General features: G+C 69.4%; 18 protein-coding genes. 6 read left to right on the forward strand and 12 right to left on the reverse strand.

The annotated features are described in order from the left end of the window. Positions 1 to 5 precede the first annotated feature (5 nt). The 6 genes from DKT77_RS19855 to DKT77_RS19880 all read right to left on the reverse strand — a co-directional run bounded on the left by DKT77_RS19855 (position 6) and on the right by DKT77_RS19880 (position 6,241). Positions 6 to 911, reverse strand: a complete 906-nt coding sequence (locus tag DKT77_RS19855; protein ID WP_109813379.1) for a 2-dehydro-3-deoxygalactonokinase — start codon at positions 909 to 911, stop codon at positions 6 to 8. Further along, positions 908 to 1,678, reverse strand: a complete 771-nt coding sequence (locus tag DKT77_RS19860) for an SDR family NAD(P)-dependent oxidoreductase (protein ID WP_109813380.1) — start codon at positions 1,676 to 1,678, stop codon at positions 908 to 910. The genes DKT77_RS19855 and DKT77_RS19860 overlap by 4 nt, the downstream gene beginning before the upstream one ends. Next, positions 1,675 to 3,030 carry an alpha-glucosidase/alpha-galactosidase gene (gene melA, locus DKT77_RS19865; protein ID WP_109813381.1) on the reverse strand — a complete coding sequence of 452 codons (1,356 nt, stop codon included), beginning with the start codon at positions 3,028 to 3,030 and terminating at the stop codon, positions 1,675 to 1,677. Before melA ends, DKT77_RS19860 begins: the two co-directional genes overlap by 4 nt. A 17-nt stretch (positions 3,031 to 3,047) precedes the next feature. Further along, on the reverse strand, positions 3,048 to 3,896 hold the full coding sequence (locus DKT77_RS19870; protein ID WP_109813382.1) for a carbohydrate ABC transporter permease: 849 nt from the start codon (positions 3,894 to 3,896) through the stop codon (positions 3,048 to 3,050). 1 nt (position 3,897) lies between these two features. Next, positions 3,898 to 4,788: a carbohydrate ABC transporter permease gene (locus DKT77_RS19875; protein ID WP_109813485.1), complete on the reverse strand. Its 891-nt coding sequence runs from the start codon at positions 4,786 to 4,788 to the stop codon at positions 3,898 to 3,900. Positions 4,789 to 4,978: 190 nt separating this feature from the next. Further along, a complete protein-coding gene (locus DKT77_RS19880; protein ID WP_109813383.1) occupies positions 4,979 to 6,241 on the reverse strand; it encodes an ABC transporter substrate-binding protein in 1,263 nt (420 codons plus the stop codon). Between the two features lie 154 nt (positions 6,242 to 6,395). Between DKT77_RS19880 and DKT77_RS19885 the strand changes: the two genes are divergently transcribed. Together DKT77_RS19885 and DKT77_RS19890 are read left to right on the forward strand one after the other, a co-directional pair. Continuing rightward, on the forward strand, positions 6,396 to 7,307 hold the full coding sequence (locus DKT77_RS19885) for an IclR family transcriptional regulator (RefSeq protein ID WP_109813384.1): 912 nt from the start codon (positions 6,396 to 6,398) through the stop codon (positions 7,305 to 7,307). A gap of 49 nt (positions 7,308 to 7,356) precedes the next feature. Further along, positions 7,357 to 8,418 (forward strand): ABC transporter ATP-binding protein, encoded by a 1,062-nt coding sequence (locus tag DKT77_RS19890; protein ID WP_109813385.1) that lies wholly within the window; start codon positions 7,357 to 7,359, stop codon positions 8,416 to 8,418. 247 nt (positions 8,419 to 8,665) lie between these two features. Here DKT77_RS19890 and DKT77_RS19895 read toward each other — a convergent pair whose 3' ends face one another. The 6 genes from DKT77_RS19895 to DKT77_RS19920 all read right to left on the reverse strand — a co-directional run bounded on the left by DKT77_RS19895 (position 8,666) and on the right by DKT77_RS19920 (position 15,772). Beyond that, a complete protein-coding gene (locus tag DKT77_RS19895) occupies positions 8,666 to 9,793 on the reverse strand; it encodes an ester cyclase (RefSeq protein ID WP_109813386.1) in 1,128 nt (375 codons plus the stop codon). Positions 9,794 to 10,039: 246 nt separating this feature from the next. Beyond that, positions 10,040 to 10,600, reverse strand: a complete 561-nt coding sequence (locus tag DKT77_RS19900; protein ID WP_109813387.1) for a PNPOx family protein — start codon at positions 10,598 to 10,600, stop codon at positions 10,040 to 10,042. Further along, positions 10,593 to 11,663, reverse strand: coding sequence for a lipocalin-like domain-containing protein (locus DKT77_RS19905; protein ID WP_420798336.1), 1,071 nt, complete (start codon positions 11,661 to 11,663; stop codon positions 10,593 to 10,595). Before DKT77_RS19905 ends, DKT77_RS19900 begins: the two co-directional genes overlap by 8 nt. Before the next feature lie 73 nt (positions 11,664 to 11,736). Next, entirely contained in the window at positions 11,737 to 14,205 is a 2,469-nt protein-coding gene (locus tag DKT77_RS19910) for an FtsX-like permease family protein (RefSeq protein ID WP_109813388.1), read from the reverse strand. Between the two features lie 40 nt (positions 14,206 to 14,245). Beyond that, the gene (locus DKT77_RS19915) at positions 14,246 to 14,902 is read right to left on the reverse strand and encodes an ABC transporter ATP-binding protein (RefSeq protein WP_109813389.1); all 657 of its coding nucleotides are present in this window, start codon (positions 14,900 to 14,902) and stop codon (positions 14,246 to 14,248) included. An 84-nt stretch (positions 14,903 to 14,986) separates the two neighbouring features. After that, the gene (locus DKT77_RS19920) at positions 14,987 to 15,772 is read right to left on the reverse strand and encodes an arylesterase (RefSeq protein ID WP_109813487.1); all 786 of its coding nucleotides are present in this window, start codon (positions 15,770 to 15,772) and stop codon (positions 14,987 to 14,989) included. Here DKT77_RS19920 and DKT77_RS19925 point away from each other — a divergent pair. From DKT77_RS19925 to mnmH, 4 genes are all read left to right on the forward strand, one after another. Then, entirely contained in the window at positions 15,759 to 16,457 is a 699-nt protein-coding gene (locus DKT77_RS19925; protein ID WP_109813390.1) for an ABC transporter ATP-binding protein, read from the forward strand. The two genes, DKT77_RS19920 and DKT77_RS19925, sit on opposite strands and share 14 nt — an antisense overlap. Continuing rightward, a complete protein-coding gene (locus DKT77_RS19930) occupies positions 16,454 to 19,036 on the forward strand; it encodes an ABC transporter permease (RefSeq protein WP_109813391.1) in 2,583 nt (860 codons plus the stop codon). The genes DKT77_RS19925 and DKT77_RS19930 overlap by 4 nt, the downstream gene beginning before the upstream one ends. Before the next feature lie 62 nt (positions 19,037 to 19,098). Beyond that, a complete protein-coding gene (locus DKT77_RS19935) occupies positions 19,099 to 20,067 on the forward strand; it encodes an NAD(P)/FAD-dependent oxidoreductase (protein WP_238548059.1) in 969 nt (322 codons plus the stop codon). A 38-nt stretch (positions 20,068 to 20,105) separates the two neighbouring features. Continuing rightward, entirely contained in the window at positions 20,106 to 21,170 is a 1,065-nt protein-coding gene (gene mnmH / locus DKT77_RS19940) for a tRNA 2-selenouridine(34) synthase MnmH (RefSeq protein ID WP_109813393.1), read from the forward strand. The last annotated feature ends 31 nt before the right edge of the window (positions 21,171 to 21,201 follow it).

Consider the following 21,201-nt stretch of genomic DNA (forward strand, 5'->3'; position numbering starts at 1 on the left):
TCGGCCTAGGGGGCGATCTGGCGGTACGCGGCGATCAGTCCGGCGCGGGTCATCGCCCCGGCATCGGCCTGCACCGGCGCAGTGCCCTGCCGTGACAGGGCGGTGACATAGGGCGCGGCGATGGCGCCCTCGCCGATCACGGCGACCGGTTGACCCAGCCAATAGGGCCTCGCCGCGGCAAGTTCGGCCCCGATCAGCAGGCCCGACAGGCGCGCCCGCGCCGCGCGCCCGTCCGCCGCGTTCAAAAGGGCATCCGCGCGCAGTGTGAACAGCCGCGCCGCAAGCCGTTCGGGGCGCGAAAGCGCGTCGTCCAGCGCATCGGCGAAGGCGTCGTCGTCCCAGCCATCCGGGCTGACCGAATGGCGCAGGACGCTGTGCGCGGCCAGCGTCGCGAACAGTTCTCCAGTCATGAAGGACTGGAAGCTGACGACCTCTCCGGCCGATACCTGCGCCCACTTGGTGTGGGTGCCGGGCAGGCACAACACCCCGTCGAAGCCCGTGTTGAGCGCGAGAAATCCGGCGATCTGGGTTTCCTCGCCGCGCATCACGTCGGCCGGGGCGGCCTGCTTCAGTCCGGGCACGACCCAGACCGCGAGGCGCGGGTCCGTGGCGTCGGCGCGCACTGGCGGCTTGGGGAGAGGCGCGCAGGGCACGGCGCTGTAGGGCGCTTCGACCCAGCCCTGCCGCGCGCCGACCATGCCGCAGGCGACGACCCGGGTCGTGCCGACGCCCAGCCAAGGTGCGACCAGCGCCAGCAGAGCCGCCTCGAACCCGCCCGGGGCGAGCCGCGCCATGCCCTGGTCGGACTGGGCCTGCGCGACATGGCTGCGGCCGGACATGGCCCAGACCCGCAGATGCGAGGTGCCCCAGTCGGTGGCGATCCAGTCGGCGGTCACGGGCGGCGGGGTCATCCGCTCACCACGACGCCGCCATCCACGGCCAACGTCTGGCCGGTCATCGCGCGGCTGGCCTGCGAGGCGAGGAACAGAAGCGGTTCTACCATCTCCTCTGGCTTGAGCATTCGGGGCAGGCACTGGCGCGCAAGATGTGCCGCGACCCCTTCCTCGGTGGCCCACAGATCGATCTGCTTCTGTGTGAATACCCAGCCGGGCGCGAGCGCGTTGACGCGGATACCGTCGGGCCCAAACTCGCGCGCGAGCGACCGGGTCAGCGCGGTGATCGCACCGTTGGCGGCAGTGTAGGCGGGGTAACCCGCGTTGCCCATCATGTAGCTGATCGAGGACAGATTCACGATGCTGCCGCGCCCCATCTCCCTCATGCCCGGAAGCACGGCCTGCGCGGCGAAGAAATACGCCTTCAGATTGATCGCCTGCGACCAGTCCCAGAATGCCTCGTCCACCTCCAGCGTACTGTGGCGCTTGTCGTTGGCGGCGTTGTTGACCAGCACGTCGATCGTCCCGTGTGCCTTGGCGGCGTGGGCAATGGCGGCCTGAAGGGCGGAAATGTCGGTGATGTCGCAAGGCAGGAAAAGCGGGCGCGTGCCGTGGCGGCGCTCCATCTCGTCGCAGAAGTCCCCCGCGTCGGACCGTTGCACGAAGGCGACCTTTGCGCCCTGCGCCATCAGCCCGTCGCTGAAGGCGGCGCCAATGCCGGACCCGCCGCCGGTGACGAAGACGGACGCACCGTCAAGATCTGGAAAGCGGGCGGGGTCGGTCATGCGGCGGTCCTTTTTCCGTGGCACCACGCGGGCAGCCAGTCGCCATGCGCTTCGATCAGATCGTCGACGAGGGCGCGGATCTGGCGCAGGTCCAGTTCGGCGGCGGTGTGAGGGTCCATCATGGCGGCGTGGTAGATGTGCGAGCGGTCTTCTTCAAGCAGCGCCCGCACCACGAGTTCCTGTACGTTGATCTGGCTGCGCATCAGCGCGACCAGTTGCGGCGGAATGTCCGTCACGGTCGTGGGCTGCACGCCGTTGGCATCGACAAGACAGGGCGTTTCGACCGCGGCGCCCTGCGGCAGTTGCGGGATCTGGCCGCGATTGGGCAGGTTGCCGTAGATCGTCATCGGGGTGTCCGTCAGAACCGCGTTCATCAGGTCCGCCGCGAATTCGTGGCTGCGGGCGGGCGCCTCCGCTGCGTCGTCATCCGCGCCGGCCCGCGCGGCCCAGTCGGCCATCTGCTCTTCGCAGCGCTTCGGGTATTCGTCGAGCGGGATGCCAAAACGCTCGATCAGATCGGGTCGGCCGCGTTTGATGAACCAGGGCACGTATTCGGCGAGGTGTTCGGAGCTTTCGGTGCAGAAATACCCAAGGTGCTCCATCACCTCGTAGCGGACATGGTTCGGACAGCGCGGCATCAGTAGCGGCGGTTTCGGCAGGCGGCCCGCCGCATGGCCCGCGCGCAGCAGGGGATAGAGGTCGCGGTGCCCGCCATCTTCCAGTGCCTGTTCCAGGCGCAGGAAGAACGCGACATGGTTCACCCCGGCCACCCTGTAGCGCAGCGTGCCGGGGTCGAGATCAAGATCATGGGCCAGTTCGGCGACGGTGTTCTGTACCGAATGACACAGTCCGACCTGGCGCAGCGCCGGGAAACGGTCGGCGAGCGCCCATGTGTTGATTGCCATCGGGTTGACGTATTGCAGCAGCAGCGCACCGGGGCAGAGCCGCGCCATGTCGGCGGCCAGCGCCCACAGATGCGGCACGGTGCGCAGCCCGCGCATGATGCCCCCGACGCCGAGCGTGTCGGCGATGGTCTGGCGCAGGCCGTGGGCCTTCGGGATCTCGAAGTCGGTGATCGTGCAGGGCCGATATCCACCGATCTGGAACGCGGTGATGACGAAGTCGGCTCCGTCGAGCGCGGCGCGCCGGTCGGTATGGGTGCTGATCCGGGCGCCCGCCTTCATGGCACGGACCATGCCGCGCGCCGCGCGGGCGGACTCGGCCAGCCGCGTCTCGTCAATGTCCACCAGCGCGATATCCGCCCCGGACAGGGCGGGCACGTGCAGAGCGTCGCCGACGATGTGCTTCATGAAAATGGTGGACCCGGCCCCGATGAAGGCAATCTTGGGCATGGAATTCCCTTCCGGTTCTACTTGACCGCGCCCAGCGTGAGCCCGGCGATGAAATGGCGTTGCATCGCGAAGAACATCGCCACGGGCGGCAGGGCGGCGACGATGCTGCCCGCACTCATCAGGTGATAGGCGGCGCGGTACTGCGCGTTGAAGCTGGTGATGCCCGCTGTGACGGGCTGGCTGCCCGATCCTTGGGTCAGCACGATGGCCCAGAAATAGTCGTTCCAGATGAAGGTGAAGATCAGTACCGACAGTGCCGCGATGGCCGGTTTCATCAGCGGAAGCACGACATGCAGGAAGATGCGGATCTCGCTGACGCCCTCCACGCGTGCAGCCTCGATCAGGGGGCGGGGCAGCGCGCGGATGAAGTTGCGCATGAAGAGCGTGCAGAACCCGGTCTGGAAGGCGATGTGGAACAGGACCAGCCCGGTCTTGGTGTCGTAAAGGCCCATCGACAGTGTAAGGTCACGCACCGGTACCATGAGGATCTGGAACGGCACGAAGTTGCCGGCTACGAACATGAAGAAGATCAGAAGGTTGCCCCGGAAGCGATAAACGCCAAGCGCGAAGCCGGTCATGCAGGAAAGCGCCACCGCGCCGAGCACCGTGGGTACCGTGATCAGCACCGAGTTCAGCAGGTAGCGCGGCATGTCCGAGCCGGTGAAGACCAGCGCATAGTTCGCCGCCCCCTCGAAGGCCGACGGCCAGCCCCAGTAGTTGCCCTGCGCGAAATCCGCCGCGGGCTTGATGGAAAAGACCGCGACACCGATCAGCGGCAGCAGCCAGGCGATCAGCGCCAGCGGTAGAAGCGCCTGGTAGGTGATCCGCCAGGGGCGCGAGGTGCGGGCGACCGGTGTGGGATACATCTCAGGCCCCCCGCTCGTCGCGGTACATCTTCCACAGGAAGCCCGCGATGTAGATCATCATGATGCCGAACAGGACCACTGCGATGGCGGCACCGTACCCCATGCGGAAGCCGTATTCTGACAGCGCGACCTCGAACATGTAGAAGGCCAGCACGCGGGAGCTTCCGAACGGGCCGCCCTGCGTCATGATGGAGATCAGATCGAAGCTGCGGAGCGCGCCGATGATCGTGACCACGAAGCAGATGAAGGTCGCTGGACGCAATTGCGGCAGGATCACGTGCCACAGCATCCGCAGTCCCTTCGCGCCGTCGAGTCGACCGGCTTCCACCTGCTCCGGGTCCACGGAATTCAGTCCAGTGAGGTAGAGGATCATGCAGTAGGCAGTCTGCGGCCACAGCCCGGCGGCGATGATGCCGTAGGTCACCTTCGACGGATCGCCGAGGATGTTCACCGGGTCCATGCCGACCGCGCCCAGCAGCGTGTTCAGCAGCCCGAAGGTGGGATCGTAGAACCAGGTGAAGACGAGGCCGACCACGACTTGGCTGACCACGAATGGGAAGAAGAAAAGCGATTTGTAGATCCGGATCCCGGTCACGGTCTGGTTCAGGAACAGCGCGATGGCCAGCCCGGCGGGGATCGCCAGAAGATAGAGCACGAGCCACAGCAGGTTGTTCCAGAGCGAGGTGTAGAAGGCTGGGTCATCGAACAGCTGCCGATAGTTCTGCAGGCCTACTGGCTGCGCCGGGCTCAACCCGTCCCATTCGTAAAGCGAGATCTGGAACGATTGCAGGATCGGGAAGAGCACATAAAAGGCGAAGAAAAGCAGGCCAGGCGCAAGGAACAGCGCGGGCGCAAGGGTCTGCTGGTTGCGCTTCCAGAACCCGCTGGTCATGGCGCGCTCCGCGGATGTCCGGGCCGGTTCGGCATCGCGCCGGAAGCCCGGCGGGCAGAGCAAAGGCTGGATGGCAGGGCGCTTGGCATGGTCAGGCTCCTCTGGTCGGGCTGGGCGGCGATCCGGTCCGCGGCAACGCCGCGGACCGGATCAGCATCGTGTCGGGCGTGGCACACGCCCGTCCGCCGGATCAGTAGATCCGCTGGCGTCCGGCTTCGAGCCGGTCGAGGATCCGGTCGAGATTGTCTGGAAGCACCATGAACTCCTGGAAGCCTTCCATCGCCAGTTTGGCCATTTCGGCGGGTGCATCGCGGTCGAAGAACTGCGCGATTCCGCCCGGCGCGCGGTTGCTCAGCACGTCGAAACCTTCCTTCAGGAACTTGTCGTCATCGACCGAGCTGTTCGCGTTGACCGGAAGCTGCCCGAGCGCGTCGCCCGCGTTGATCAGCGTCTGGTTCTCGGCCGACACCACGAAACGCAGAAAAGCGCGCGCGGCTTCCTTGTTTGCGGCCTGCGCGGGGATGTGGAACGTGTCGGTCGGGGCGTCCTCACCCAGCGCCACCTCCGCGTTGATCGACGGGAACTGGTAGTAGTCGAGCTTGCTGTCATCGAGGCCCGCATCACGCAGCGGGGCAACCGCGAAATTGCCCATAAGGTAGGCCGCCGCATCACCCTGCGCCATGAAGGGCAGTGCCTCCTGCCAGCTGTAGGCGGTGTGGTTGTCGATGAACGCGCCCATGTCGATCAGCTCGCGCCAGTTGGCGAAGGTGGTCTTCACCCGCTCGTCGGTCCACTCGACTTCGCCCGCGGTCAGCGCCATGTGGAAGTCGTAGCCGTTGGTGCGCATGTTGAGGTAGTCGAACCAGCCCGCCGCGGTCCACAGGAACTTGGTGCCGATGGTATAGCACTTCACCCCGTCATCCAGCAGCGCTTGGCAGTTTGCCTTCATCTGCTCGAAGGTTTGCGGTTCGGAGAGGCCAAGCCGGTCGTAGATGTCCTTCCGGTAATAGACACCCCACTGGTAGTAGGTGTAGGGCACGCCCCACTGCTTGCCATCCAGAGTCATCGCGCCTTTGGTCGAGGCAAGCTCCTCGCCGATCTGGCCATCCCAAAGGTCGCTCACGTCCTCGAAGAGGCCCGCGTTCACATAGGGCGCCATTCGGTTGCCCGCGTACCAGTTCGCCACATCCGGCGCATTCGCGGTCAGGAAGTTGCGGATCTGCGTCTTGTAGGCTTCGCGGTCTATGACCGTCAGCTCGATCTCGAGATCTGGATGCATCGCGCCGAAACGGTCGACCATGCCTTCCATCACCGCGCGCGGTGCCGGATTCGACATGTCCGAAAAGATCTTGAGCGTGCCGGACAGGCTGTCCTGTGCGGCGGCGACACCGGCACCGGTCAGCGCGGTGCCCAAAGCCGCCGCGAGAAGCGGCAGTCGGGTGATGGATGGCATGGAGTCCTCCCTGGAGTCAGGCCTGATATTGCGGTTTCTAGTAGTTCCACTATATGAAACTTTGTTTCTTATATTGAAATGATAAGCGCGACTCGCCTAGTGTTGTCAACACCGGAGCCGGAACGCGGCCCGGCCACCGCGACGGGAGGCGGCGATGGGCGAACAGGCACGACAGCGGCACGGGACCCGGCAAGGTGCCCCTGCGGGGTCTGCAGGGTCGCAAGACGTCGGCGCGCCCGACCCCGATGCGGAGGTGCGGGGCGTCCCGGGCGCGGCCGAGCCATCCGCCGGTCCGGGCACGGTCGGCAAGGCGCTGGAGGTTCTCGACGCGGTGGCGGCCAGTCCCGGCGGGGTGCGCTTCGCCGAACTCGAGACGCGTGGGCGCTATCCCAAGGCTACGCTATACCGCCTGCTTCAGACGCTCGCGCGCGAAGGCATGGTGCAGCATGATCCCGATAGCGGGCTCTACACGCTGGGCATGCGGCTTGTGCGGCTGGCGCATGTGGCCTGGCGCCACTCGAGTCTCGCCCCGATCGCGCGCCCGCATCTCGATGCGCTCAGCGCGGATCTTGGCCAGACCGTCCATCTGGCGCAACTCGACCACGGACAGGTGCTCTATGTGGACAAGCGCAACGCGGCGCAGCCGGTGGAGATGTATTCCGAAGCTGGCAAGGTCGGGCCGGCCTATTGCACGGGCGTCGGCAAGGTGCTGCTGGCACATGTCCCGGCCCCCGAGCTTGATCGCCTTCTGTCGCAACAGTCGTTTCATCGCTTCACACCATCCACGCTGACCGATGCCGCCGCCTTGCGGGCCGAACTCGCCCGGATCCGGGCCGAGGGCGTCGGCTATGACCGGGAAGAGCACGAGGCCGGTATCATCTGCATCGCCGTTCCGGTGCTGAGCGCACAGGGCAGGTGCCTTGGAGCGCTGTCGGTCACGGGGCACGCGGACCGGATGACCGCGGCGGACCTGGCCGCCTTCCTGCCCGAGCTGCGGGCGGCGGCGGCGCGGATTTCACAAGATACGCAGGCCTGGCGCTTTCCGGACGCGCCCGAGCCGCACTAGGCCGCATATGCCCGCACCGGGCCGCAACACCGCAGAGGGAGGAAGCCGAATGTCAGGGGTGCAACTGGACGGGGTCGTCAAGCGCTACGGCGATCTGCAGGTCATTCACGGGATCGACCTTTCCGTCGCCGAAGGGGAATTCTGCGTGTTCGTCGGCCCGTCGGGATGCGGCAAGTCCACGCTGCTGCGGATGATCGCCGGCCTGGAAGAGACCACCGGCGGCGCGATCCGGATCGGCGCGCGGGAGGTCACGCGACTCGACCCGTCCGAGCGCGGCGTTGCGATGGTGTTTCAAACCTATGCGCTCTACCCGCACATGACTGTGGCGCAGAACATGGGCTTCGGGTTGAAGATGACCGGCCATCCGAAGGCCGAGATCGCAGCCAAGGTGACCGAGGCGAGCCGCATCCTGAAGCTGGACCCGTATCTCGCGCGCAAGCCGAAGGCGCTGTCGGGCGGGCAGAGGCAGCGGGTGGCGATCGGTCGGGCGATCGTGCGCGGGCCTGAAGTGTTCCTGTTCGACGAACCGCTGAGCAACCTTGATGCGGAACTGCGGGTGGAGATGCGGGTGGAACTGGCGAGGCTGCACCAGCAGATCGGCGCGACGATGATCTACGTGACCCATGACCAGACCGAAGCGATGACGCTGGCCGACAAGATCGTCGTTCTGCGCGACGGGCGCGTGGAACAGGTCGGGGCGCCGATGGATCTGTACCGCGACCCGGACAACCGCTTCGTGGCCGGCTTCATCGGCAGCCCGTCGATGAACTTCCTCTCGGGCGAGGTCGCGGAGGGCGGCGTGATGGCGCAAGGCACCGGTGCGGGGCCGGTGCGGGTCAGCGCCCGGTTGCCGGAAGCCGGGCGCCGGGTGCTGCTGGGGCTGCGCCCCGAACACCTGGCGCTGGATGCGGACGGCGGCACGCACGAAGTGACGCTGGCGGAAGCGCTTGGAGGAGTGTCCTACGCGCATCTGCGCTGTCCGGGCGGCGAGACTCTGGTGGTGGAGGAACGCGGCGCCCATCGGTCGCGGGCCGGGGATCGCGTGGGTCTCGCGGTACAGCCCGAACTGGCGCAGGTTTTCGACGCGCAAAGCGAGTTGCGCTTGCGCTAGGGATCGCGAACCGGCGGTCGAAGTCGAAGTCGAAGTCGAAGTCGAAGTCGAAGTCGAAGTCGAAGTCGAAGCTGGGCCAAGGCCATTGCTTGAACGCGGTCGGTGCTCCGGCTCTGAATTCAGTCGCTGCATTCCGGCGCAGCGAGGCCGGATGCGGCGGTCGGGCGCGTGCCGCGCCCGGCGACATACTGGCCCGGCCCGCGGCGCCGCCGCAGACCGGCCCGCCGCGCGCGACCGTTGCTGCGCTTCAGACGTCCCCTGTCGCCAGCAGGATCTGGGTCCAGACCGCGCAGTCGTCGATCACCGTCCATTCCCGCCTGACCCCGCCGGGCCCGAATTCCGCCTGGGTAATGCCCAGCACGTGAACGTAGACACCTGTAGCCGCGCCGAAGCGGCCATGACCGTCGTGGCGCCCGTATAGCGACCAGCGCACCGCCGCGCGTGGCGCCTCGCCGGGCGCTTGCGCCGCGTTCCGGTGTTCCACGCGGAACGCCGCAGATGGCAGCGCGCTGCGCAGACCCGCCCAGAAAGGCAGCGCCTCGCGGTCCCCCAGCGCACGCAGATCGCCCGGCAGCACTGCAGTGCAGGCTTCCGCGCTGCCGCGGCGCAACACTCCGAAGTCGCCGTCCATCACGCAGCGAAGCCGATCCGCCAGGGAGTCGGCGGGCTCGCTCGTTGCGCCGCGGCCAGTATAGGGTCCATCGGGATCGGTATCGGGCGACAGCGGCGCTTCGCACAGATCCGCACCGCCGACCGCCCGGATGCGTGCCCTGGCCCAGCCCTCGGGGCTTGGTCCGCCGGTCTGGGCCAGCGCGCCAGCGGTGTCACGCAGCAGCCAGCCATCATGCACTTGCCCGCCCGAGCACCAGAAGTCGGCCATGGCCCGAAGGCGCAGGCGGCGGCCCGACGGTGGCCCCGGCCAGCCCGCACCGTCATGCAACCCGGCAAGACTGCCCCGCGCCGACACGATCACGCCCTCCGCGTCCGGCGAAAGCTCCTGCGCCTCGGCGGTCTCGGGGCAGATGTCTCTAGGGCCTGTGAGCGTGCCCATCGCGTCTTCACCGAAAAAGCGCGCTTCCCGCAGCGCGGAGAGATCTCCCAGCGCGTCGGCCATGAGAGGCCCCGGCCCCCGGCACACACGCAGCGGCAGGCGAAGGCAAGCGCGCGGGTGCACCGCGTCCTCCAGCGAGCCCACGTCGCCGTCTGCCCAGCCCGCGCCGAGGCAACGCAACACCAGCGGGGTGGGGTCCGCCGCCGCGCGCTGCGATCCGCGCCCGCTGCGGCGGAAGAGCGGTGTAGGGCTCGCCGGATCGGCGTCCGCGTCGGGTGACAGCGGACCATGGCGGGTCCAGTCCGGAAAGGCGGAAAGGGGCACGGCGGAGGCTCCTGAAGTTCAAGGCGAGCAGTATTTCCCTATCCCTAGCGCCTTCAAGGTTAAGGCTGTCTGAAGCCCGGAGCGCTTCCCCCATCGCAACGGGCGCTTTCGGAGTTCGTTTCCGGAAATGGCTACGCCCAGGATCCAGGCGGGCGTGCCCGCCTGCCGGGCCCAACGGGATGAGACACCGGAAGGTGTCGAAGACGGGCGGGAGTGCCCCGCCCCGCCTGCCCGGAGCAGTCCCTGTTACGGCGCGACCCAGTGGCCCCGCCAACCTGTGCTGCGCCGATACACCGCCCGGTGATGCACGTCGCGCCCAAGATGAAGTGTGTCGATCTCGCGCAGCGTGCAGGTCATCACGGCAAAGCGGTTCTGGTCCGGCGTCACGGTCAGTGCTTCGGGGCAGTCCATGCCGCCACCCGGCTCGGGCTCGTTGCCATAGACCCGGCGCGCGGCCTCGGGGATACGGGCCCAGTCGTGGCCGACCACCGCGCCGGTGTCGATCCCGACCTCGGCTTTCAGCCGGATCTGAAGCTGCGCTGCCGGATCCCAGGCGAGCAGCGTCGCCCGCGGATCAGCGCGCAGTTCCGCCACCTTTGCGGACAGCGTATCGGTATGCACGAACAGCTTGCCCGCCGCCCTGTCCGCCCCGCGCAGCACCACCATCCGTGCCTCCGCCCCGCCGGTCTGCCCAGCCGTCGCGAAGGCTACGAACCGCGCCGGAGCGCGCCGGTCTCGCACACCGTCGAGCACCGTCTCCCAGACCCGCGCATATAGCGTGTCGAGATCGGTCCACCACTCACTCATACCCTGTCATCTCCAGATATCCGCGCCCCTGGTGGCTGCCGTGCACCCGCACGGGGCCTTCCCAGTAGGGCACGTTCAGGTCCATCCATGCCTGAGCGTTCAGCGGCTCGGTCACGATGTCCACCCCTCCTTCGTCCCACTGCACGCGCCAGCGCACAGGGATCTCCCGTCCGGCCACACGCGCGGTGTCCAGCGGGGTCAATTCTACGGCCCCGTCGGGCAGATAGCGCGCAGCGCCGCTGGGACCAACATGGCCCGCCGGGATGAAGTCCGGCCCGTCCGCGTCGCGCAGGCGATAAACCATGAGCTTGGAGCCGTCTGACAGGTGCAAAGAGAACCAATCCCACCCGGTCTGGCTGTCCGCCAGCGGCTGCGAAGACCATTCCCGGTCGAGCCACGCCTGCCCGGTCACGGCGACAGGCCCGTCCGGCAGATCGAGCGTTCCGGAAACCGAGTAGTGCGGCTGCGAGTAGTAGTAGCTGGCCTGCCCGCGAGGTGATTTCACGGAATAGCCGCCCCGGCCCTGCAGCATCAGCGGTCCCCCGGCGGTCAGCGCGAGTTCGTAGCCGAACCCGTCGCCGCGCGCTGTCAGATCGATCCGGTCCAGCGCATCGTCCCCCGGCGCCGCGCGCCCGGTCATCGCCCAGTTGTTGATCCAGGCGGCGAACGGGTCGGCGGTGGCACCGGCTTGCCCGATACCGCCGCGCGCGAAGGTCTGCGCCGCGAAGTGCCGGTCCGCAGCGGTCAGCCCGGCATGGCCGAACCAGATCTGCGGCGCGCGCCAGCCGCCGCGTTCGCTACCGGGCGCCTCGGGCCGCAGGGCGCTGCGGAACAGCGTCCATTGGATGCCGTACTCGGCCCCGTCCGCGCCGGTCAGGTTGGCGGTAACGTACCACCACTCGATGCGGAAATCGGGATGCGGACCGTGGTCGTGGGGAAATTCGAACGCGGGGTCCGGTTGCGGCAGCGTGAACCCGTCGGCGTCCGACCCCATCCCGGCGAATCCCTGCGCTGCGGCGTACGGTGCGGGCACGCCGACCGCCAGCGCCGCGCAGCAGGTCAGTCCTGCAAGGGCAAGGCCAAAGCGCCGGTACAAGCGGTGCCGGGCAGAGACAGGATCGGGTCGGAACGGGCGGTCAGCGGTCACTGGCAAACACCTTCAGCAGATCGGCGGGGGGGCGGCGCGAGAGGCGCCGGGCGGGGAGGGCGCTGGCGGCCAGCGCAGCGGCCAGCGCCAGCGCGGTCAAACGCAGCCAGTCGGCGGGAAACACCTGCATCGGCAACCGCCAGCCGAAGGCAGCGACGTTGACCACCGCCAGCAGTACCCAGGCCAGCGCCAGCCCGACCGGGATCGCCGCCGCCGCCGTTCCGAGCGCCAGCAACGCGGCGCGGGCCAGTTCCATGTGCCCAAGCCGGGCGCGCGGCAGCCCCGCCGCCCAGATCGGCGCGACTTGCGGCAGGCGCTGCGCCGCCAGGGTCAGAAGGCTTGTCAGCATCGCCAGCGCCGCCACCCCCAGCGTCAGCACGTTCAGCGCGCCAGTGACGGCGAAGGTCCGCTCGAAAATCGCCAGCGACAGCGCTTTGAGTGCGGCCTGGTCGCGCAGCGCGTCGCTGCCCAGCCCGAACAGGTCGCGCAGCGCCTCCATAAGTGCGGGTACCTCGGCAGGGGGCAAGCGCAGCGCGAAGCGGGTGACCGGCAGATCGGGATGCGCGGCGGTGAAAGCGTCCAACGACACCGCCGCCTCGGCCAGCGGGTTGCCGTAGTCGGAATAGACCGCCAGCACCCGCGCCGCGCGCCCGTCCAGCGTGACGGTGTCGCCGGGTCCTGTGCCGCTGCGTAGCGCGAACTGTTCGTTGACGAGGATGCCCTCGCCACGCGCCAGCGCGTCCCAGACACCGGCGCGGCTGCCCAGAAGCGGCCAGGTTTCGCGGTAAGTCGCATGGTCCGCGAGGCCGCGCAGCTGGGCGGGCCGTCCGTCCAGTCGCGCCTCGGTCCAGACCTGCGGCAGGATCGCGTTCACGCGCGGGTCCAGCCATGCGGCGATCTGTTGCGCCCGCGCTTCGGTGCCCGCGTCGAGGTAGATCTCGGCCGCGAGTCGCTGGTCTAGCCAACCGGTGAAAGTGGCGCGGAAACTGCCCACCATTGTCGACACGCCGATATTCGCCGCCAGTGCCAGCATCAGCGCCATGAGCGCGAGCGACAGGCCGGGCAGTTGCTGCCGCGTGTCGGCCCAGAACCATTCCGCCAGCGGCCCTTGCGCGCGGGACTGCGCGGCGGCAAGACCCTGCGCCAGAAGCCACGGCAGCACGAGCGCCGCGCCCAGCAGCAACCCACCCAGCGCCGCGAATCCGGCGATCAGCCCATCCCCGGCGGCCGCTGCGATGCCGGCGAGTGTCAGCGCGCCCAGTCCGGCCAGCGCCTGCCGGGCCTGCGCCGTCCCTGAGGCAAGCGCCCATGCGCGCGGTTGCGCGCCGGACAGCACGGGCAGCCGCGCAAGCCGCCAGAGCGCCTGTGTTGAGGCAAGCGCGGTGCCGAGCCAAGCCATCGCGAAGCCCGCCGCGATCCAGCCCGGCCGTAACGCCAACGCGCCGGACGCGGGCGCGCCGTAAAGCCCGCGCAGCGTTGCCGCCACGTCGGGGAGCAGCGCTGCCGCGATCACATAACCAAGCGCGACCCCCGCCGCGCCGGCCAGCGTGGCCGCCAGCGCGAGTTCTGCCGCCAGCAGCAGAGCCAGTGCACGGCGTGTCAGTCCCAGCGCCCGCAGCGTCCGGAACATCCCTCGCCGCTGTTCGAACGCCAGCCCGACGGCGCCGTGCACGATGAAAAGCCCGACCGTGAAGGACAGTAGCCCGAATGCCGTCAAGTTCAGATGAAAGCTGCCGGTCAGCCCGCCGATCCCGGCGCCCGCCTCGGGTTCGCCGCGCACAAGGCCGGGTGCCAGCGCCGAAAGGGGCGTGGCGCCCGGCGGCGGGTCTTCGATCAGCACGAGCCGGGATGGATCGCCACGGCCGCCCGCATCCGAATCTCGTGTGTCATCCACGCCCGCCAGTAAGTCCGCCACGGTGCCGATATCGCCGATGGCGGTGCCGGGGGCCACGTCTTCGCTGATCAACACCTGCTGCGGCACCGCGTCGGAGAGCCATCCCGCGGTGCCCGGCGCGGCGAAAAGCCGTCCCGGCGGGCCGATGAAGGCGGCCAGCGCGGTCGCGCCGTCCTCTTCGGGAAGCGGATCGGCACCGTCCGCGGGTTCCGTGGCGGCGGGCAGCACCGGGGCGGAGAGCGGATCGAGCCCGATCAGCGACACACCGCGACCACCGATAGTGGCGCGCCCTTCCAGGACCGGGGCCACGGCCCAGCCCGCCCGCCGCAGCGCAACGTAATCAGCCAGCGGAACCGGCCCGCCGTCGCGAGCGCGCAACACGGGCCGGTTTTCCTGGCTGACCACCTGCGCCGCGCGATCATAGCTGGCCCGGGCCTCGGAGTTGATCGCCTGCACGCCGGTCCAAAGCGCAGTCGCCAAGGCCAGCCCCAGCAGCAGCGTAGCCGCCTGCCCGGGATGCCGCCGCCAGTGGCTGGCCAGCGCGCCTGCCGCCGCCCGCCACATCAGCGCGGACCCGCCGCGCAGGTGCCGTCAGCCCGCGTCGTCACGCGATCCGGCCCCGGCTGAGATGCGCACGGCGGTCGAGCCGCCCGGCCAGCCGTTGCGAATGGGTGACCATCAGCAAGGCGACACCGCTGTCGCGTGACAACTCCAGCATCAGCGCCAGCACGCGGTCCGCAGCTGCCTCGTCCAGATTGCCGGTCGGCTCGTCGGCAAGGATCAGCGCGGGACGGGCTGCCAGCGTTCGACCGATGGCGACGCGCTGTTGCTGTCCGCCCGACAGCTGTTCCGGATAGCGCGTCGCAAGCTCGGCCAGCCCCAGTCGGGCCGTCACCTCGTCCAGCCAAGCGCGGTCGAGCCGCCCGGACAGCCGCGCCTGGAACGCGAGGTTCGCGGCAACGTTCAGCGACGGGATCAGGTTGAACTGCTGGAACACCAGCCCGACCGTGTCGCGCCGCAGCGCCGCGCGCCCGGCATCGTCCAATGCCGTAACGTCCTTGCCCGCGACATGGATGCGGCCCGCGTCGGGCGCGTCCAGCCCTGCGATCAGCGTCAGCAGCGTGCTTTTTCCGGACCCGCTTTCGCCGGTCAGCGCCAGGGTCGCCCCTTCCGCAAGCGTTAGGTCCAGCCCGTCGAGCACGCTCAGCGTCCCTTCGGGCCCGGCAAACGACTTGCGGACGGCTTCGATCGTCAAAATCATGTGATCTCCGTAGCCATGCCGGGCAGGTAGCTCGCGCGCGCCGGGCGAACAGGGGCAGGGATAGTGCGCCGCCGGGTGGCAGGCTCAGCCGGGCGTTTGGTCGGCCCGTGCCACAAGCTCGGCAACCTTCGGGCCCACCGCGTCCACCACCAGTGCGACGCCCCGCGCGTTGGGGTGGATGCCGTCGGGCTGCATGAGCGCGCGCAGGGCGCCATCTTTGCCGCCCGCATCGCGCGCAGCTTCGATCGGGGCAAGGAAGCTGGGAACCAGCAGCGCGCCATGCTTGGCAGCAAGTTCAGGGTAGATCGCGTCGAACGCGTCCTTGTAGTCCGGTCCGAAATTGCCCGGCGCGGTCACGCCGATCAGAAGCACCGGCAGCCCGCTTGCCCGCGCCTGCGTCAGGATCGCATCCAGATTGGCGCGCGCCGTTTCCGGGGGGATGCCGCGCAGCAGATCGTTTCCGCCAAGCGCCACGATCAGCGCGTCGACATCGTCCGTCAGAGTCCAGCCGAGCCGCGAAAGCCCGCCCGCCGTGGTGTCGCCCGACACGCCTGCGTTCAGAACCTCGGCGCCGATCTCTTGCGCATCGAGCCAGCGCTGCAATTGCGGCACGAACCCATCGCCCTGCGCCAGCCCGTAGCCCTGCGTGAGGCTGTCACCCAGCGCAGCGACCGTCACCGTGTCCTGGTTTTGCGCGGGCGCGCCGCCGGGTTGCAGCGCCAGCGTGGCCGTCAGCAGCCCCGCCGCCAGCCGCCCGGCTGCCGCGCGTCGGATCGCGCCCGCGTCGGCGCGCAGCTTGAGTCCCGCGCGTGCAGAGCCATATGTCCCACATGACCAATGTCCGAGGAGCCGTTTGATGACCGACCCCATCCTGTCGCTGAAGGATGCCAGCCTGCGCCTTGCGGGCAATGCCGGCCCCGTGGACATCCTGCATGGCATCACGCTCGACGTGGCGGCGGGGGAAACGCTGGGCCTGGTCGGGCCGTCCGGGTCTGGCAAGTCGTCGCTCCTCATGTTGATGGGCGGGCTGGAAACCGCCACGGGCGGGCGGGTGCACGCGCTTGGCCAGGACCTGACCGCGATGAACGAAGACCAGCTGGCGCGCTTCCGCCGCGATCATATGGGGGTGGTGTTCCAGTCTTTCCACCTGATCCCCACCATGACCGCGCTGGAAAATGTTGCAACCCCGCTCGAGCTGGCGAGACGGGCCGACGCGTTCGACCGTGCGGCCGAGGAACTGGCGGCGGTCGGGCTGGCGCACCGGGCCGATCACTACCCCTCGCAACTTTCGGGGGGAGAGCAGCAGCGCGTAGCGCTGGCCCGCGCCTCCGCGCCGCGCCCGGCGATCCTGCTGGCGGACGAACCTACCGGCAATCTCGACGGTATCAACGGCAAGGCGATCATCGACATGCTGTTCGGCCTGCGCGACCGGCATGGTGCGACGCTTGTCATGGTCACCCACGCGCCTGAGCTTGCACAACTTTGCGACCGGGTGGTGCCGCTGCGCGACGGTCGGATCGACGCCGAGGCGGCAGCGCTTGAGGCTGCAGAATGAACGGTGCGCCGGCCGTTAGCACCGCCGCGACCGACACCACAGGGGCCGGTCGCTGGCGCATCGCTGCCCGCATCGCCCGGCGCGAGTTGCGCGGCGGCGTGGCGGGCTTCCGCATCTTTCTGCTATGCCTCACGCTGGGTGTTATGGCGATCGCCGCCGTCGGCACCGTGCGCGCCGCGATCGAGGCCGGGCTGCGGGCCGAGGGCGCTGTGATCCTTGGCGGCGACGCCGAGATCGAGTTCGACTACCGGCCCGCGGAAGCAGACGAGCGCGCCTGGATGGACGACATCGCGCAGCGCGTCTCCGAGGTCTACGATTTCCGGTCGATGGCCGTGTTCGACGCGCCCGGCGGGGCCGAACGCGGCCTTACGCAAGTGAAGGGCGTGGACGACGCCTATCCGCTGATGGGCGAAGTCGGATTGACGCCCGATATGCCCCTGGACGCCGCGCTCGACGGCCGGGACGGTCTGCCGGGCGGCGTGATGCAGCGCGTTCTGATCGACCGGCTGGGGATCGAGATCGGAGACACTTTCCGCCTCGGAACCGCCGAATTCGTGCTGATGGCCGAACTCGAGCGGGAACCGGATGCATCGTCGGCCGGCTTCTCGCTCGGTCCGCGCACCATCGTGCGCGCCGCGGCGCTGGACGGGGCCGGACTTCTTGGGGCGGGCACGATTTACGAAGTCAAATACCGGCTGGACCTGCCGCAGGGCGCCGACCTCGCTGCGCTGGAAGCCGCCGCCGATGCGCGCTTCGAAGGAACCGCCGCGCGCTGGCGAGACAGCCGGAACGGCGCGCCCGGCGTGCAGGAATTCGTGCAGCGGATCGGTGCGTTCCTGGTGCTCGTCGGCCTGGCCGGGCTGGCGGTGGGCGGGGTCGGGATCTCGGCCTCGGTGAGGGCCTACCTTCAAGGCAAGCGCGGGGTGATCGCCACGTTGAAGACGCTGGGCGCGGACCGCGCGACCATCTTCGCGGTCTACCTGCTGCAGATCGGCGTTCTGACCGTGGCGGGGGTGGTGGCCGGCGTGCTGCTGGGTATGGCGCTGCCGCTGGCCTTCGCACCGCTCATAGAGGCGCGCCTGCCCGTGCCCGTCGCGTTCGGCCTGCATGCCGCACCGCTTGCCGAGGCGGCACTTTACGGCGCGCTGACCGCAGCGATCTTTACGCTCTGGCCTCTGGCCCGCACCGAAGAGGTGCGCGCCGCCGCGCTGTTCCGTGATGGCGGGGCGGGTCGTCTAAGCCTGCCGCGGCCGCGCTACCTTGCGCTGACCGGCGGGCTTCTGGTGCTGCTGGTGGGGTCGGCGGCGGTCCTGTCGGGCATTCCTGCGCTTGCGATGTGGACGGCGGGGGGCATCGTCGGAGCGCTTGGCGTGCTGGCGCTGGCGGCACTGGGGCTGCGGCACCTTTCGCGGTCTCTTGCGCGGCGACGCGCGGTGCGCGGTCGGCCGGCGCTTCGCATGGCGCTGGGCGCGATCGGCGGCCCGCGCGAGGAAGCAGGGTCGGTTGTGCTTTCGCTGGGACTGGGGCTGACGGTGCTGGCCGCGGTGGGCCAGATCGACACCAACCTGCGCAGTGCGATCGACAACGACTTGCCCGAGGTCGCGCCGTCCTATTTCTTCGTGGACATCCAGCCCGATCAGATCGACGGTTTCCGCGCGCGGCTGGACGGCGACTCGGCCGTCAGCCGGGTTGATGCGGCCCCGATGCTGCGCGGCGTGATCACCGCGATCAATGGCACGCCCGCGCGCGAGGTCGCAGATCACTGGGTGCTGACGGGCGATCGCGGGGTGACCTATTCGGACGCTCCGCCGGACACGGTGGAGGTGACGGACGGGCAGTGGTGGCCGGAGGGCTACGATGGCCCACCGCAGGTCAGCTTCGCCGCCGAGGAGGCCGCCGAGATCGGCCTGGACCTGGGCGACAGCATTACCGTGAACATCCTCGGACGCGACATCACCGCCGAGATCACCAGCTTCCGCGCGGTCGATTTCTCGAACGCGGGGATCGGATTCATTCTGTCGATGAACCCGTCCGCGCTGCAGGGTGCGCCGCATACCTGGATCTCGACGGTCTATGCCGAACCGCAGGCCGAGGCGGCGATCCTGCGCGACCTTGCCGGGGCCTATCCCAACATCACCGCGATCCGGGTACGCGACGCGATCGACAACGTGGCGCGCGTTCTCGACAGTATCGCCGCGGCGACGTCCTATGGCGCGGGCGCGACGCTGCTGACAGGCTTCATCGTGCTGATCGGCGCGGCGGCGGCGGGCGAACGCGCGCGGGTCTACGAGGCCGCGGTGCTCAAGACGCTGGGCGCGACGCGGGCACGCATCCTCGGCAGTTTCGCGCTGCGCTCTGCTCTGATGGGCGCGGCGGCGGGGGCGGTCGCGCTGCTGGCCGGCGCGCTGGCGGGCTGGGGCGTGATGACCTTCGTGATGGACGCGCCGTTCCACGTCGCCTGGGGCTCGGCCGCGGCGATCATCGCGGGCGGCGTGTCGGCGACGCTGCTGGCAGGGCTGGCCTTTGCGCTGCGCCCGCTGGCAGCGCGCCCCGCGCAGGTACTGCGCGCGCAGGACTGACGCTCCTTCCGGCGCAGCCCCGCGGCGGCGCTGAGGCGAACCGAATGAAAGGCGGGCATGACATGATGATAGAAGCGCAGACTCTGATCCTCGGCGCCGGGCTGACAGGGCTGACCGTGGCGGCGGGGCTGCGCCGTGCGGGTGGCCGTCCCGTCGTGCTGGACAAGAGCCGTGGCCTTGGCGGGCGGCTGGCCACCCGCCGCGCAGAGACGTGGCAGTTCGATCACGGCGCGCAGTACCTTCGCCCGCGCGGGCCCGAATTCGCCGCCCTGCTGGATGCGCTGAAGCCCTCGGGCGCGGTGCAGGCATGGGATGCTGCCGGCGAGGGCGCGCCGGCCTATGTGGGACTCCCGGGCATGAGCGCGCTGGTCCGTCCGATGGCGGACGGGGTCGAGGTGCATCGCGGGGTGCGGGTCGCGGCGGCCCGTCGCGCGCAGAACCTGTGGCACCTGTCCGGCCCTGAAGGAGAGCCGCTCGCTCGCGCACCCGTGCTGATCTGCACCATTCCGGCGCCGCAGGCCGCTGCGGTGCTGGAGGGGCATCCGCTGGCACCGCGTATCGGCGCCGTCGCGATGGACCCGTGCTGGACTCTGATGGCGGCCTTCGCGGCGCCGCCGGACCTGCCCGACATCTCGCGCGCGCCGGACAGCGCGTTGCCGTGGATCGCGCGGGACGGTGGCAAGCCCGGCCGACAGGGCGAGACATGGGTCGCGCAGGCCGCTGCCGACTGGACGCGCGCGCATCTCGACCTTCCGCGCGCCGAGGCGGTTCAGGCATTGCTGGCGCTGCTGCGCGACCGCGCGGGCGGGCACTTGCCCGATGTGCTGCACGGCGACGCGCATCGCTGGCTTTACGCGGAGGCCCCTTCGCCGCTGGGCGTGCCCTGCCTGTCCGATCCCGACAGCGGGCTGATCGTGGCCGGGGACTGGTGCCTCGGGAGCCGGGCCGAACACGCGGTCCTGAGCGGCGAGGCCGCGCTGGCCGCGTTGCCGCCGCTGGCCGCCGCAGCCTCGGCGATGTCGGCGGGCTGAGGCTTTTCCTTTCCGAGCGGTGCCGCTATCGGGGGGGCATGGTCTACACCCTTACCTCGCTGAACGATCTGCACCGCGCGGGCTTCGACACCCTGATCGACGCGCGGTCCCCGGCCGAATACGCCGAAGACCGGCTGCCCGGCGCGATCAGCCTGCCGGTTCTGGACAATGACGAACGCGCAGCGGTCGGCACGATGTACGTGCAGGAAAGCCGCTTCGGGGCACGCAAGATGGGGGCCGCGCTGGTGCTGCGCAACATCGCGGCGCATATCGACGGCCCACTGGCGGATCGCCCGGGTGGGTGGCGCCCGCTGGTATATTGCTGGCGCGGCGGGCAGCGCTCCGGCACGTTCGGCTGGCTCCTTCGCGAGATTGGCTGGCGTGCCGAGACACTGGAGGGCGGCTACCAGAGCTTCCGTCGTCAGGTTGTCGCCGATCTTTATGACCGGCCGATCGCGGGGCCTCTGGTGGTGCTGGCGGGGATGACCTGCACCGCGAAAACCATGCTGCTGCACCGGCTGGCGGGGGCGGGGCTGCAGGTGCTCGACCTCGAGGGGCTGGCACGGCATCGCGGGTCGATCTTCGGCGGGCAGGCGGGTGGGCAGCCCAGCCAGAAGGCGTTCGAATCGGGCATCGCGATGGCGTTGGCCAGGGCCGATCCGACGCGCCCCGTGGTGGTGGAGGCCGAAAGCTCCAAGGTGGGTGACCTGATCGTCCCGCCGAGCCTGTGGAAGGCCATGTGCGCCGCCCCGCGTGTGGAGGTCACGGCACCGCTTGCGACGCGCGCGGCGTTCTTTCCGACGGCCTATCCCGATCTCGTGGCCGACCCGGCTGCGTTCTGCGCCCTGATCGGGCGGCTACGACGGCTGCACGGCGCGGCCCAGGTCGCGGCGTGGCAGGCGCAGGTCGCCGAGGGCGACATGGAGGGCGTCGCGGCCGGGTTGATCGCGGCGCATTACGACCCGCGCTATGCCAAGTCGCAGGCCCGCTTCGCGCAGAACCTGCGCGCGACGGTGCGTCTCGAGCGACTCGATCCCGCATCGCTGGACGCCGCCGTACCCACCCTCGCGGCGCACCTGCTGGAAGCCGCCCACACGGGGTGAAGCAGCGGCACGCGAAGGGGCCGGCCGGTCG

This window comes from Meridianimarinicoccus roseus, assembly GCF_003172915.1.
Classification (GTDB): domain Bacteria; phylum Pseudomonadota; class Alphaproteobacteria; order Rhodobacterales; family Rhodobacteraceae; genus Meridianimarinicoccus; species Meridianimarinicoccus roseus.